At 59.0% G+C, this 12,217-nt stretch carries 17 protein-coding genes and 1 pseudogene; 14 read left to right on the plus strand and 4 right to left on the minus strand.

The window, feature by feature from the left end:
- Positions 1 to 199: 199 nt before the first annotated feature.
- From Q2941_RS48020 to Q2941_RS48030, 3 genes are all read left to right on the plus strand, one after another.
- On the plus strand, positions 200 to 628 hold the full coding sequence (locus Q2941_RS48020; protein WP_458197025.1) for a hypothetical protein: 429 nt from the start codon (positions 200 to 202) through the stop codon (positions 626 to 628).
- Positions 629 to 1,142: 514 nt separating this feature from the next.
- Positions 1,143 to 1,367: a hypothetical protein gene (locus Q2941_RS48025; RefSeq protein WP_458197026.1), complete on the plus strand. Its 225-nt coding sequence runs from the start codon at positions 1,143 to 1,145 to the stop codon at positions 1,365 to 1,367.
- A 17-nt stretch (positions 1,368 to 1,384) separates the two neighbouring features.
- A complete protein-coding gene (locus Q2941_RS48030; protein WP_458197027.1) occupies positions 1,385 to 1,612 on the plus strand; it encodes a recombinase family protein in 228 nt (75 codons plus the stop codon).
- Positions 1,613 to 1,658: 46 nt separating this feature from the next.
- On the opposite strand, the gene Q2941_RS48035 is transcribed toward Q2941_RS48030, so the two are convergent.
- Both Q2941_RS48035 and Q2941_RS48040 read right to left on the minus strand, forming a co-directional pair.
- Positions 1,659 to 1,826 carry a hypothetical protein gene (locus tag Q2941_RS48035; RefSeq protein ID WP_458197028.1) on the minus strand — a complete coding sequence of 56 codons (168 nt, stop codon included), beginning with the start codon at positions 1,824 to 1,826 and terminating at the stop codon, positions 1,659 to 1,661.
- A gap of 875 nt (positions 1,827 to 2,701) precedes the next feature.
- Complete coding sequence (locus tag Q2941_RS48040; protein ID WP_458197029.1) at positions 2,702 to 2,878, minus strand: hypothetical protein; 177 nt, start codon at positions 2,876 to 2,878, stop codon at positions 2,702 to 2,704.
- Positions 2,879 to 3,315: 437 nt separating this feature from the next.
- On the opposite strand from Q2941_RS48040, the gene Q2941_RS48045 reads away from it, so the two are divergent.
- The 3 genes from Q2941_RS48045 to Q2941_RS48055 all read left to right on the plus strand — a co-directional run bounded on the left by Q2941_RS48045 (position 3,316) and on the right by Q2941_RS48055 (position 5,218).
- Positions 3,316 to 3,762, plus strand: coding sequence for a hypothetical protein (locus Q2941_RS48045; protein ID WP_458197030.1), 447 nt, complete (start codon positions 3,316 to 3,318; stop codon positions 3,760 to 3,762).
- A 136-nt stretch (positions 3,763 to 3,898) separates the two neighbouring features.
- Entirely contained in the window at positions 3,899 to 4,477 is a 579-nt protein-coding gene (locus Q2941_RS48050; RefSeq protein ID WP_458197031.1) for a tyrosine-type recombinase/integrase, read from the plus strand.
- 288 nt (positions 4,478 to 4,765) lie between these two features.
- Positions 4,766 to 5,218 (plus strand): hypothetical protein, encoded by a 453-nt coding sequence (locus tag Q2941_RS48055; RefSeq protein ID WP_458197032.1) that lies wholly within the window; start codon positions 4,766 to 4,768, stop codon positions 5,216 to 5,218.
- A 520-nt stretch (positions 5,219 to 5,738) separates the two neighbouring features.
- Here the strand turns inward: Q2941_RS48055 and Q2941_RS48060 are convergent.
- Complete coding sequence (locus tag Q2941_RS48060; RefSeq protein WP_458197033.1) at positions 5,739 to 5,972, minus strand: hypothetical protein; 234 nt, start codon at positions 5,970 to 5,972, stop codon at positions 5,739 to 5,741.
- 1,665 nt (positions 5,973 to 7,637) lie between these two features.
- Between Q2941_RS48060 and Q2941_RS48065 the strand changes: the two are divergent.
- From Q2941_RS48065 to Q2941_RS48080, 4 genes and pseudogenes are all read left to right on the plus strand, one after another.
- Positions 7,638 to 7,959: pseudogene (locus Q2941_RS48065) on the plus strand (ATP-dependent DNA ligase); the annotation flags it as partial.
- A gap of 34 nt (positions 7,960 to 7,993) precedes the next feature.
- Positions 7,994 to 8,317 carry a low affinity iron permease family protein gene (locus Q2941_RS48070; protein WP_458197034.1) on the plus strand — a complete coding sequence of 108 codons (324 nt, stop codon included), beginning with the start codon at positions 7,994 to 7,996 and terminating at the stop codon, positions 8,315 to 8,317.
- A 62-nt stretch (positions 8,318 to 8,379) separates the two neighbouring features.
- Entirely contained in the window at positions 8,380 to 8,523 is a 144-nt protein-coding gene (locus Q2941_RS48075) for a hypothetical protein (protein ID WP_458197036.1), read from the plus strand.
- Positions 8,524 to 9,183: 660 nt separating this feature from the next.
- The gene (locus tag Q2941_RS48080) at positions 9,184 to 9,450 is read left to right on the plus strand and encodes a hypothetical protein (RefSeq protein WP_458197041.1); all 267 of its coding nucleotides are present in this window, start codon (positions 9,184 to 9,186) and stop codon (positions 9,448 to 9,450) included.
- On the opposite strand, the gene Q2941_RS48085 is transcribed toward Q2941_RS48080, so the two are convergent.
- On the minus strand, positions 9,385 to 9,570 hold the full coding sequence (locus Q2941_RS48085; protein ID WP_458197037.1) for a hypothetical protein: 186 nt from the start codon (positions 9,568 to 9,570) through the stop codon (positions 9,385 to 9,387). The genes Q2941_RS48080 and Q2941_RS48085 overlap by 66 nt on opposite strands.
- A 165-nt stretch (positions 9,571 to 9,735) precedes the next feature.
- Between Q2941_RS48085 and Q2941_RS48090 the strand changes: the two genes are divergently transcribed.
- The 4 genes from Q2941_RS48090 to Q2941_RS48105 all read left to right on the plus strand — a co-directional run bounded on the left by Q2941_RS48090 (position 9,736) and on the right by Q2941_RS48105 (position 12,190).
- A complete protein-coding gene (locus tag Q2941_RS48090) occupies positions 9,736 to 9,903 on the plus strand; it encodes a DUF6894 family protein (RefSeq protein WP_458197042.1) in 168 nt (55 codons plus the stop codon).
- 1,225 nt (positions 9,904 to 11,128) lie between these two features.
- Positions 11,129 to 11,278: a hypothetical protein gene (locus tag Q2941_RS48095; protein WP_458197038.1), complete on the plus strand. Its 150-nt coding sequence runs from the start codon at positions 11,129 to 11,131 to the stop codon at positions 11,276 to 11,278.
- Positions 11,279 to 11,585: 307 nt separating this feature from the next.
- A complete protein-coding gene (locus tag Q2941_RS48100; RefSeq protein ID WP_458197039.1) occupies positions 11,586 to 11,861 on the plus strand; it encodes a ribbon-helix-helix domain-containing protein in 276 nt (91 codons plus the stop codon).
- Positions 11,862 to 11,953: 92 nt separating this feature from the next.
- Positions 11,954 to 12,190, plus strand: coding sequence for a DUF6894 family protein (locus tag Q2941_RS48105; protein ID WP_458197040.1), 237 nt, complete (start codon positions 11,954 to 11,956; stop codon positions 12,188 to 12,190).
- The last annotated feature ends 27 nt before the right edge of the window (positions 12,191 to 12,217 follow it).

Raw genomic sequence — 12,217 nt, forward strand, 5'->3', positions numbered from 1 at the left:
CTGTCTGCCAGCGGCCTGATCCCTCAATCCCAGATGCCATGTCGACGGCCCGCCATCTCGGCGGCCCTTTCGTTTGCCCGCCTGCCAGCGAGCGGCGGTAGCTTCATGCGGCGGTCTGGCGGTGTGCCGTGTGGATGTGCGCGTCGAGGATCGGGTTCGTGATTAACTCACCGCAGAAGAAGCGTCGAAGTCTGCCTCCGTGCGCGTGCAGACATCATTCGATTACTTCGTCGGCGCGGGCGAGGAGCGTCGAGCGCATTTCGAGGTTGAGCGCCTTGGCGGTTTTCAGATTGACGAGCAGCTGGAATTTGCTGGGCTGATAAATCGGGATGTCGCCCGGCTTGGCCCCGATTTGGTCACGGCTACCTCCTCAGTTGGTGGCCGGGACAATTGCCTGATCATTTCAAGCTTGTATGTGAGCTCCGTCACGATCAGCGTTGTCGCCTCTGTCCCGCGCGATATGAGCCCCATGCGTGCGTGGGCGCGCGTATTCCTGGACGGTGGCGACCGGGATCAGGCCATGGTCGAAGCGCTCGGCATCAACGCCCGATTTCCTGAACTGCAACTCGAAAGTTGGGTTCGTGCCAAAGTCCAGGTTGGTGCTGCAGCGGGCATTCGAAAGGGGTAATCCGCCGTTGTAATTGATTGAGTCAGAACCCTCGCTCATCCTCGCAATCTCTAACGCCTCTCGCAGAGTGATGAGGCGAGCCATGCACGTTCCAACGTTGGGCGATGTGTTTCTTGTGTCCGCGATCACAGGCCTGGCCCTCCTGATCGAGATCGGCATTTGCATCGTTTTTGGTCTGATCTGAGCCCCGGATAAAAGCCGGCTCGTTGGGCCCCAACGCACATGCGGTTGTGGGAAATTTCCTGCACCCCTCCGTCGCCCCGCCCGACGGGTGTCCCTGCAGGCCCTGGCAGCTCATTGGATTGATGTAGGTCAATGGGTGGGAACAGCCGGGACCGACTATGAACTGCTCCTGATAGTCAGCAAAAGGACAATCGTCATGAACAAGCAAGCCACCTCCCTGACAATCGCTGGAGCTATTATCGGTGCGGCTGTGGTCGGCTGGGTTCCCGCCGCATCGGCCGCGCCGGTATCGTCACCCGTGACGGCCTTCAAGCAAGCAACTCTCTCTGATGTGACCGATGTCTACTATCGTCGCTATTACGGTCGTCGTGTCTACCCGGGGGCTGCGATTGGCCTTGGCGTCGTGGGTGCTGCGGCTGCGGCCGCCGCCGTTGGGTCGGGCTATTACGGGCCGGGATACGGATACTACGGACCGGGTTACGGCTACTCGGGCTACGGGCCGGGAGCCGGATACTACGGCAACCCTTATCCCTACCGGCGCTACTATCCGTACTAAGCAGCACTAAAGATACGGTGGCCGCGCGCGCCGCGATCACTGAGTTTGAGCGCGACCTTATCCGCGAGCGCACCAGCGACGGCCGCAAGCGCGCCCAGGCCAAAGGCGTCAAGTTCGGCCGGAAACCGAAGCTGTCGGACTACCAGCGCAAAGAAGCACTGAAGCGCCGGGCCGCTGGCGAGACGCTGGCCGAGATCGCCAAGTCCTACGCCGTCGACATTAGCATGATCTCGCGCCTTCGCTGATCCAAACTCCTTCAGCGCACGCCAGAGAGCCAGGGACTGAGCGCTCTTATGAACCGCGCGCTGACGTGTTTAGGGCTCCGCCGAAGTTCTTGAGGACCTCTGACACCGCGCTGCCCAGACCGCCGGAAACGGCCTCAAGCTCATCATTGCTCAAGACGCGGCCTTCGAATCGGACTTTTCGCTCTGAACTGGTCGGCTTCCTGATATCCGTCATGGCATTCCTCCTTTGGCGATTGCGCTAGCGGTAGCGGTAGCCAATCGAATCCTGAAAAGAGGTGGCGTTCAGTGATCGGGCTCACACTTGTGGCGGCAGCTTCACCGAGCTTTAGGGGAACGCCGCGGCGGCGCGCTAGGGGCCGGCTCAGGCGGAGGCCGAGGTCGCGCAGGCCAGCGTTAGCCGGCGCGGGAAGCCTGCGCCGTCCAAGGGGCGCGTCAAGGTGCCGCGACGTCGCATCGCCCGTCAGCCCGTGAGTGTGCGCTCGGGCGGGCTTTTGCTTTGGCCTACGCCGAGCTGGCGGCCCCGCCACTGGTGCGTGAAATGAGCTCCCGGTGAACTCAGACTAGAGGCCACGCGGACGGCGTGGGGTATGTCCAAGATCGTCAAGGCGCTTGGCTTTTGCACCTCCGTCGTGCAGCGCGTGCTTGCATCCGCTGAAGCCTCGACTACCACGCCTCAAATGGAAAAGGCCGCCAAATCGAGGCGGCCTCTTGAGTGTGAAGGCCAGTCCGGGGCTGGCGAGGCGGGCCTTCGCCGACCTTCTTACCAAAAACCACCTCGACGCGATGTCGTTCAAAAGGAAATGGGTGTTCGCCCAAGAGCACCCGTAGTTTCCGCAGATTAGGACAGTGCTACGCACGGCAATTTTCCGGAATCACGGTGGTCATGAAATACCCCTAAGGTAATTCCGCCGGGGCTGGCCATTTCGCATCCCGAACAAGATTTCAACCGGCAAGGGGTCGCTAAGGAGCGGCCCCTTTCGATTCCGCAACCAGAATGTGCCAGCACGAGGCGGATGCTGTAGTGGCGATGCGTTAGCCAAGCGTGACGACCGGGTCCTACATAAACACACACCGAGCCCCGCCCCAGGGTCAGGTCAGCGATCCTGGCGCGAAGCAGTATGTGGTCTTTGCGCCGGATTGTCCCTCGTCGTACCACCACACCGCGGTGCCGGTCGGGTTTGTGCCGGATAGCACCTTGTAGGACTCGATGTGGTGGGCGTCCGGGGTGCCGGGGCTAATCGTCACCGAGCCGTCGGAATTGAGCACGTAGTCGCCGTAGTTCTACCAATGAACAACTCCGCTGCGGCCAAACCCTTGCTCGTGCGATTGCCGGCAGATGTTAGAGACTGGCTGCGGATTGAGGCTGAGCGGCACGTAAGCTCGCAAAGTTCAGAGCTAGTTCGCGCCGCTCGCGAGAAAATGGATCAACAGCGCAAGTCGGCTGTCGCCTGATGCCGAGGCAACTTGCCCTCCCCTCCAACCTTATCGCCGCGGCTGATCGGCCGAGATGCCGCCGCGGCTTACGTCAACTTATCGCCGAACACATTTGACGATCAGGTGGAGAAAGGTCGGTTGCCGAAACCCCGCATTATCCCTGGCTGTCGACGCAAAGGGTGGGACGTTCGCGAACTTGATATTGCGATCGATGCGCTTCCCCATGACGGCGAAGAGCTCGCCGTGGCTGATGAGGGATGGACATAGCGATGCCACGCAAGCTTCCCCCGAACGTCGATCGCAATCACGTGAAGGGGCATACCTATCTATCGTTCCGGATCGGCAAGGGGCCGCGCATCAGGCTGCCCGGCGATCCTAATTCGCAGGAATTTCGGGAAGCCTATGCTGCTGCAATGGCCGGCGCGACTGCCACTAAGCCGTCTGTCAAGAAAGATGCGCCAAGCACTATCGGCTCGTTGATTGCCGACTACATCGCCACGAAATTCAAATCGTTGGGGCCCACGTCGAAGACGGGCTATATGTCTCGCCTTGAGGCTATCCGCATTGAGCACGGCCACCGTGCTGTTGCTGGGCTCACCAAGGATCGCTCAACAGCTTCATTCTATCGCCTTTGGCGGATCGTCCTGGCGCCGCGCTCGACACGCTTAAGAAGCTGCGCATCCTCATCAAGCATGCGATCGACAAGGGCTGGCTGAAGTACGATCCCTCGATCGGCATCAAGCGCCCCAAGAGCAATGAGATCAGAGCTTGGACTGATGTCGAGTTGGCTGCATCGAAAAGCGTTGGCCGATCGGCACCAAACAGCGCATCGCCTATGCACTGATGCTCAACATGGGAACGGCTCGTGTCGATACGCATTTGCTGACGTGGCACCAGGTAGATTCAGACGCGATCTATACGCGCCACAAGACTGGCGTTCCCGTCGAGATGGATGTCGCTGAAGATCTGCGGAATGCGCTTGATGCGACACCGCGGAAGCACGTCACGGTAATCAATACCGAATACGGGAAGCCTTACACGTTGGATGGCTTCAGCCGCTTTATGCGAGACGCAATCACTGCTGCCGGCCTTCCGCTCGACTGCCAGCCGCACGGGCTACGCAAGACACTTGGCCGGATGCTCGCAGATGCTGGCGCGAGCGCTCACGACATCATGGCCGCGCTCGGTCACACCACACTGGCTGAGGCCGAGAGATATACGCGTGAAGCTGACCGTAGGCGCGGCGGCAAATGCGCAGTGACGAAACTTAACGAACATCGAAAGAACAAAACTTCCCAAACCACGCCTGAGAGTTTGGGGAAAATTGCCAAAACTGAAGGGAAAACAAAGCGGCGAGAGATGACATGGCGCTCCCTAGGGAAAGGCTACTTTCCAAACAAATCAATCACTTGGGACTGCCAACCCGGATAAAGCGAGCACTAAGCGATAAGGCGAATTTTTCCCATTTCAAACCCTAAAGGGGCAAAGAAGTTCGCAACGTCGCGAATATCCCGAAGTCCTTGTTTATACGTCTTTTGCGACAAGTCTGCCGCCGGACGTAGTCTCTCATCCTTGCTCATCCCGCGTGGTAGGGTAGCAAAATGGTAGCAAACCGTTCTGGCTAGGTTCACGGCCCTGTTTCGGGTTAGCTCTCTCTGCGCGGTGACCTGTTTTAGCGGGTGAAGGGAATCGAACCCTCGTATTCAGCTTGGAAGTCAGATGCTTTTGCAAGGTTTTCTAAGCGCACTTCCGACAAATCGCAGCCAAAAGGCCCCATGGTTTTCAAACGACAATTTCGCGCTGTCGGAAGCTTTCGAGGCTGTTGCTCTGCCGTGTCGCTTGGATTGCATCTCTCGCCCCACTGAGCTCGCCGCGGCCGGGTCCTGCCCAAGCCTGTCCGCCGCGAGAACCGCACATCGCCCGGGTCACCGTCCGGTCAAAATCACCCTGGGCGAGATGCGCGCGACCGGCGTGCGCGATCTTTTGGTCTTCTGCGAGGACTATCGCAACGTCAAGCTGGAGCCAGCCTATGTCGATCGATGGCCGGATCACGTTCCCCTGTCCGATCTGGAGCCGCGATTTATCTGCAAGGCTTGCGGCAAGCGCGGAGCCATCCTCCGGGGTGGCTCAGAGCCGACTATGAGCATCTTCCCAAGCCAGAATCGCGGATGAAGCTCACGTCCGAACCGCCTTGCACCCTGGAGATTCAAAGGGTGACAGTACGCAATTATTGGTTGTTGCATTGTGAGTTAGTGCATATGCTCGATTTCTTCTTTTCCTGCTTTTCAGAGGATCACTATGCTTCGCATCATTGCACCAGCAATTCTGTTGCTGGCCTCCATGGAATCAAACGCCTTGGCACAAAACTGCGCACAATATCCCCCGGGGAAGATGCGGTTCGAATGCGCCACCCAGAGCAATCCTGCCGTTGCCGCCAAGCGCCAGCGCTGTGAGGATGAAGGTCGAAAAATGGGACTCAACAATCAACGGAGCGGAAGCGCGGGCGGGCTACGTCCATATGTGGCGGCGTGCATGAAGCGATAATGCGCGAGACGAATGACCGATCGAGGCGGGCTGCGACCTTTCGATGATCCGATCAAGATGGGGTAGTCAGCTCGTCATCTTGCGTGATGCCGGCCACCACTACGTTGATAAGCTCGGCCTGGATCCATCAGTGGGTTGGCCCATGATTTCACGCCTCATCCACCGCATAAACGGCTTTTAGCCTCTTCTCGATACTTGCAATGCGCCGCAGGCATCTTGTTGTCATCGCATTGCGGCTGTGTGCCTGGATGACTACACGCCAATCACCATCGGGGTCAGGAATGACTGCAAGCGCCACGCCTATCGGGCAATCGTCGCTATCCCTCAACTCTTCGAGAATGATCCAGCCCAAATCACCGGCAGAAATCGGTGTCTTAGCCATCGAATCTCCCTCAGCCCGACTACAACCTATACGCGTGCGGTTCCGGCGCAAGTCCGGTCTAATTCGGAGGCCACGCCAGTTGGTTTCGCTACAAAAAGAACCCGCCCGAAGGCGGGTCGCGCAAGGTACAGCAATGGGCCTACAAAATCAGTCAGGCACACACATTTCTCCGCTACTACTCTGCGAGCTGGGATTCGCTAGGCCTACGGTGAGTTGGCTCAAATCCGCCGATGCCTCAACTATCCTTGGTTTTGGGCGGGGTGTCAGAACTGCAATCTGATGAGGAGAAGCGGGCATTCCAGCCAACATTAGCTTTGGCGTAGCCGAACTCTCCTCAACTTGGGCCGCTCCCAGCACTGCAACTTGGTGCCGCGAGATCGGGAAGCCCGTCAGTTCGAAAGCCGGAAAGCGCAAAGTGCACGCGCCAGCTTGATGGGTCGTGGCACCTGCTACGGAGGCGATCACGGTCGCGATCGAGAACAGATTTTTCATGACAATACCCCACTTGGATTAGAGAGATATTCCCACCACGAATTTCGTCGTCACCTTAGTTCTAAGTCAGCGACGCGATATGTGAATTCGTTCACTGGCGATCTCAATTCTTTCCGAACGCAACTGAATCTAGCTCCACTCATCGGGAGCAGTCTGCCCAGTAGCGACGCTGGCTTAGCAATTTTTGTGTCCGAAGCACTGTCGCGGTAATTTGCCCGCATGCAATGACCCGAGGATGTAGATAGTCGCTGCATCAGCCGTTGAGCGTGCGTTGCCCGCCGGCCGGCACCATTTGACACCCACGACGTACAGGGCCTCTCGCGCGTCACAAGGCCCAAGGGATTGATAATTTGCGAGGTAGCGAGAGGATCGCTTTGATCGCGGCATGAGTAGATCTGTCCGCCGCGAGAACCGTACACCGCAGCCCGATCACCGCCCGCAAAGAGAGCAGACAAGAAGCGGCGGTGAGCGGTGCTTATTCCCGGCTGCGCCTGGAACGTAGGGCGGCGAGCTAAGTTACTGTTCTTGGTATCCCGTCTCGACTCCACCGATATTTACGCATCCGAAGCCCCAGTTACGCGAGCCCCGGACTGGGCTTCTTCGTGCGTGGATAGGACAATCCGACCCACGGTATGAGTTCCTAATCAATGAAGTTGCCGAGCAATAGGCCCAAGCGTGAGCCGGTGGCCATAGTCGCCGCCTATCAAGAAGGGCCTAGGCGAAGGGAATAACTCTGGGGAAGGACCATGAAGCCGATAATCGGACTTATCGCAGTGCTTTTTTCGACTAGCGCGTTTGCTCAAACTGCTCCGCCGAAAGCGGCTAAAAGGCCGCCGGTTCAGGTAAAGCCGCAAGCGCCAACGGGCTGCAAATTAGTTGGCACGGTCAGAGGCACCAAGCTCTGGGCGGGTGACTGCATCGGTTCGTCAGCCGCGCCGGAAATTCCACCGCCACCATCCCCGGCACCGCCCAGCGGCGTCGACGCCCCCGCAGAGAAGAAGTGATCGACGTCTTCGCCCAGGGTGGTCGAGTTCTTCCACAACGATGCACGGATAAAGATGGCCCCGGCTGGTGGGATTCTGGGGATGTGGAGGCCGGGGCCACTGGAGGTTCTTGGGGTATTTGGGATTCGCCAAGCGCCCGAGCCTAGGAAGATTCGGCGATCAGTCCTGTTCGCTTTGGGCCCGCAAGAACGATCACGAAGTGCAGCTTTACGCCTTCGACGTTCTCGCTATGGACGGCGACGATCTGCGCGCCCTGCCCCTGCACATGCGTAAGACGAACCTGGAGCGGCTTCGGGCGCGCCGGCCGGACGGCATCGCGGTCGCGCCATTCGAGCGCGGGGAGATCGGGCCGGACCTATTCGGCGCGGCGTGCCGCATGGGACTGGAAGGCTTGGTCTCCAAGCACCGCGATAGGCCTTACCGCGGCGGTCGGCAGAAGCATTGGATCAATGAAGAACCGTAGCCATCCGGCGATGGAGCGCGAGCTGTAGAGGAACCCTCAGAACCAGCGCCACGTTGATCGCCATGGCCGTGAAGGAAATCCGAAGCTGGTTGACTAACATCGGCGTACTGGCCGCGCGTCCAGCAGCGTTCGCCATCTTCCTTGTTTATTGCGCGCTTTGGATCGTCTTCGGCAACGGGCTAGAATGGCATTCGCTAGCCACTCTTGCGACCTGGGGCATGACGCTCGTAATCCAGCGCGCCGAGCACCGCGATACGCAAGCCATTCACGCCAAGCTCGACGAGTTGTTGAAGGTTCATGACGATGCAAACAATTCGCTCATGACGATCGATGATAAGGACGCTGAAGAGGTCGAGCGGGAAAGGCAAAAAGTCCACAAGTCGTGAATGGCCCGCCAGCATGACCGGTTGAGCATCTTTCCTCGCACGAATCGCGCTAGGATTCACCCATGAAGCTCACCGCCGAACGTCCCTTCGCCAACCCGGAAGCCGCCGCCCGCAAGTTCATTGAGATCGCCCCTGGCATTCAGGCCATCCAGGACGGCCGGCTTCGGCGCGACGCTGGCTCAAAATCTCAATTTTTTGGCGCATGATAGCAAGCTTTGTTTGGCCGCAATGCGCTAACGCCCGGCGCTATGCAAGTCCGACAAAAAGCGGCTGCGATAATCAACACAGTCGCACGAAAAGACCGCGGTTCGCTAGGACGCGGCTTCAGACTCCTAAGACAATGTGACCTGTTGTTCCTGGCTTCAATTGTTTGGCTTGCCGCTTGGTTAGCTGCGATGGTCTGGATGTTGTTCAGCTTGTAGCCCGCCCGGTCTCACGGGCTAACATCGTGCTTATTGCAGCCAGATCGCTTTTCCGGATGATCTATTGTGAGCAGCGAAGCCGTATGCCTGATTTGTAACCAACCCCGAGTGCTCAAGGGCGCATTTCCTGTCGCAAAGGGTTACGACCTAGGATTCTACGAATGCGTCAGCTGCGGCAGCGACCTGTGGCTTGTTGCCAGGGCGTCCAAACCATCGGTACCTAAGCTACGGAGGGGACGACCTTCTCGCGGTCAACAGCTCAAGGCAATAGACGCCGCGCTAAAGAAATTTGCTCGGATCGCAGTTGCTCCAAAACAGAAAGGCCCGCCAGCGTGAACAGGCGGGCCTCCTGTTCATCGTCCGAGCCGTCGGCGGCGCATATCGGGCCCGATAGCAGCCGAACCTGCGCCTATTCGCTCTCCTCGTTGAGGACCCGCCCGCAAGCTGGTAGAGCGGGCCGCGAGTATCGAGCCGGCTCAGGACGGCCGCATCCATATCGAGAAGATCAACGCGCCGTTCCTCTACGCGCTCAAGGCCAGCGGCGAGGAATTCGGCGCGGGCATCAAGTATGCCGTCGAGCGCGGCTGGCTCGAGCTGCACGAGAGCGGCACCGGCTCTTGGAAGTCACGGCCGACTGATGCAGCCTTATTCGTCGCTTCCGGTTTCCCGCTCAAGCATCGCCATCTCGAGCTGGTCGGCCAGAACAGTTAGATGGCTGGCGAGCCGGTCGAACATTTCGCGCTTGGCTTTGTCGGTCGCCAGATCGCGGATCAGAACGCATTCAGCCGCATCCTTGCGGAGCTTCTCTAGCTGCGCCTGATAGTCTTTCATGCCACGTCGCCTTGCTTGCCGTCCCCCAGTTTCCTCTCGGGAACAGGCAGAGTCAATTCGAGCGCTTCCCGCTCTTGGCCGAAGAACGGGCGAGTCCAGCCCGCGTTCGTCCGCCATGCCGAGGTACTATTTTGATATCCACGGCGGCCACCCTATCGGGACGAGATCGGCGAAGACTTGCCAGATGACCCGGCAGCTTGGCGCACTGCGATCAGGCTCTCTCGGGAGATCGAAGACAATCTCGCTCCTGGCGGCACGTGGAGGCTGGAAGTCAGAAGCCGAGAAGAAGCGCCGTTTCTCCGAATTGAGATCAAAACCGAATGGATGCGCTAGGATGGCCATTCGGGAAAGAGTCCTTGGATCAGCCGGCCCCCGGCGGTTTAGAGGGAGGTGTGGGCCGGCGGTCCATGGGCTAGCGCACGGGGAGCGCCGCATCGACTGTCTAGTCCGCCCGATCTGCGCAGAGAGTCCAGACAAATAAACAATAATATGAGCGGCCCCAGCTCGGAACACAGCTGAGGCCGCCATGCTGCTGAATGCCCTCCGATCGGACTTAGGGGAGTCCCCAATCGGAGCAGAGTCAGAACGACACAAGCTCGACAGCGTTCCTGGATTCGTAAAATTCCTGGCAATGCCTATTTTGTGTTGGAGTACATCTGTGTTTGGCGTTGATGGCATATCCGACTTCAACGCGCTGCATTCGCGCATGCACGATCACGAGGTGCAGCTTTACGCGTTCGACATTCTCGCGATGGGCGGCGATGACTTGCGCCCCCGAACCGCAGCCATCCGGCGATGGAGCGGGAGCTTTCGCTGCCAACTGACTTCCGACAGCCAAATTGGTCGCGTCGTGAAACTTTTCTGGCTTGGGTTGGTTTTAAATTCCGATCCCTCGAGAAAGAAGCGGCCATCAGGCGGCCTCAGCATTCAATCCGGAGTGCTGGGGTCGTTCGCTCGACGCTCGCAGGACGGAGCTTTTGGGAGCTTACATGGAAGGAGAACTGAAAACTGCTCTACTAATTGCGGCAGGACTTGCGATTGTCTGTTTTTCGGCAGCTCTCACGGCTGCCAGTGTTATCGGCTGAACCAGTCGCGCGCGGACGGCGCATGGGGTCCGATGAGGCCGGATTTACGATCCGTTGAGGAGTTGTTGAAAGGTCACCGCAGAGCCGCACAGGCTTAGCAACCGTCTCTCAAACCGACGCTTGAACGATTGTTATGTTGGTTCTTTCACCATGGGTGCGTAGGACTCTGCGGCAGGCCCGGCTCTACGGCTACTTGGTCGAGCGAAACAACCAGATCTATCACCCGAGCGCCTTTCATCCAGTTTGCACGAAATCGTTTGTGCTCCGCATGGTCGAGGGCGGTTGGCTGACGAAGAACGGCGATCGATACGAACTGACTACCCAGGGGCGTGAAGCGCCGGACTGACTTCCTGCGAGAACAGGCCGCCAGCCGCGCGAGGGCTGGTTTATGAAGCTCACCGCCGAAACGTCCCGACGCCAACCCGGAAGCTGCAGCGCGCAAGCTCATCGAGATCGCCGCTGGCATCGAGCCGGTGCAAGACGGCCGCATCCATATCGAGAAGATCAACGCGCCGTTCCTCTACAAGCTCAAAGCCACCGGCGAGGAGTTCGGCGCGGGTATCAAGATGGCGGTCGAGCGCGGCTGGCTCGAGCTGCACGTATGTAAGGCTCATCAGAGCTGACGCGCCCGAATAGGAACGGCCCCAGCCCACCCCTCGATGCCAGGGCCGTTGGAGGTTGCTTGGCGTATTTGGGTAGACCAACCCGAGCTAGCCTGGATCGATACTGAAATCCGTTGTGTGGAGCTTCTGGGCTACTCCGAGTGCGCGCCTCGCTTTGCTGCCCCTTGGCAGTACGATGGATTTGCGCGCGGCGGTGCGCACGGGAAGAGACGGCTCTGGTGTGTTCCAGCCTCGCGCGCCGGAGCCGTTCTTGTTTGCAGGATCGGACTGACCCGGGCGGGAGTACCCATAGGTCGCAAGGACAGCCGTGAAATCCCCCGTGGTGAAGCGATCCATCGTTGTCGGCGGCCACAAGACCAGTGTCAGCCTAGAAGAGGCATTCTGGACGGGTCTGAAGGAGATCGCCAACGTCCGCAGCATGACGCTGTCGGATCTGGTTGGCGAGATCGACCGCCACCGCCGGCAAGATAATCTATCATCCGCGATACGCCTGTTCGTCCTCGATTATTTCAAGAACCGCGTTGCGGCGGCCCACCCTCAGCAGAAAGTGCCGGCGCCGCAGCCAGTCCGCAGTGCGACGTGAGGCTCTGAAGCGGGGGAAGCCGGAGCCTTCTTGGCGATCTAGGAACAGTGAAGGGTTGCCAGAGTTGGACCGCGGCGGCTGGAGACGTTACTGTGATCCGCTACTTTTTCGACATCAGGGACGGAGCTGAGCTTTACCCGGACGAAGAAGGTCTAGAACTGGCGAATGAAAGGGTTGCTGAGCTGGAGGCCGCAAATACGTTGGCTGCCATGTTGAAGGATGCGCCTGGTTTGCGCGATCAGCAGGATATGGCTATCGAGGTCCGCTCGGAAGTTGGTCCGGTTTTTCAAATTGCCCTCGTGTTCGAAGCCAACCGGTTGAAGAATTAGGGCCGCCTCTGTCGGCGGTCATCCACA

The sequence above is a fragment of the Bradyrhizobium sp. UFLA05-153 genome (genome assembly GCF_054185185.1).

Coding starts and splice junctions, on each gene's coding strand:
- Q2941_RS48035 (WP_458197028.1), bottom strand. CDS start 1,826: ATGACGGATATCAGGAAGCCGACCAGTTCAGAGCGAAAAGTCCGATTC.
- Q2941_RS48045 (WP_458197030.1), top strand. CDS start 3,316: ATGCCACGCAAGCTTCCCCCGAACGTCGATCGCAATCACGTGAAGGGG.
- Q2941_RS48050 (WP_458197031.1), top strand. CDS start 3,899: ATGGGAACGGCTCGTGTCGATACGCATTTGCTGACGTGGCACCAGGTA.
- Q2941_RS48055 (WP_458197032.1), top strand. CDS start 4,766: ATGCTTTTGCAAGGTTTTCTAAGCGCACTTCCGACAAATCGCAGCCAA.
- Q2941_RS48060 (WP_458197033.1), bottom strand. CDS start 5,972: ATGGCTAAGACACCGATTTCTGCCGGTGATTTGGGCTGGATCATTCTC.
- Q2941_RS48070 (WP_458197034.1), top strand. CDS start 7,994: ATGGCCGTGAAGGAAATCCGAAGCTGGTTGACTAACATCGGCGTACTG.
- Q2941_RS48075 (WP_458197036.1), top strand. CDS start 8,380: ATGAAGCTCACCGCCGAACGTCCCTTCGCCAACCCGGAAGCCGCCGCC.
- Q2941_RS48085 (WP_458197037.1), bottom strand. CDS start 9,570: ATGAAAGACTATCAGGCGCAGCTAGAGAAGCTCCGCAAGGATGCGGCT.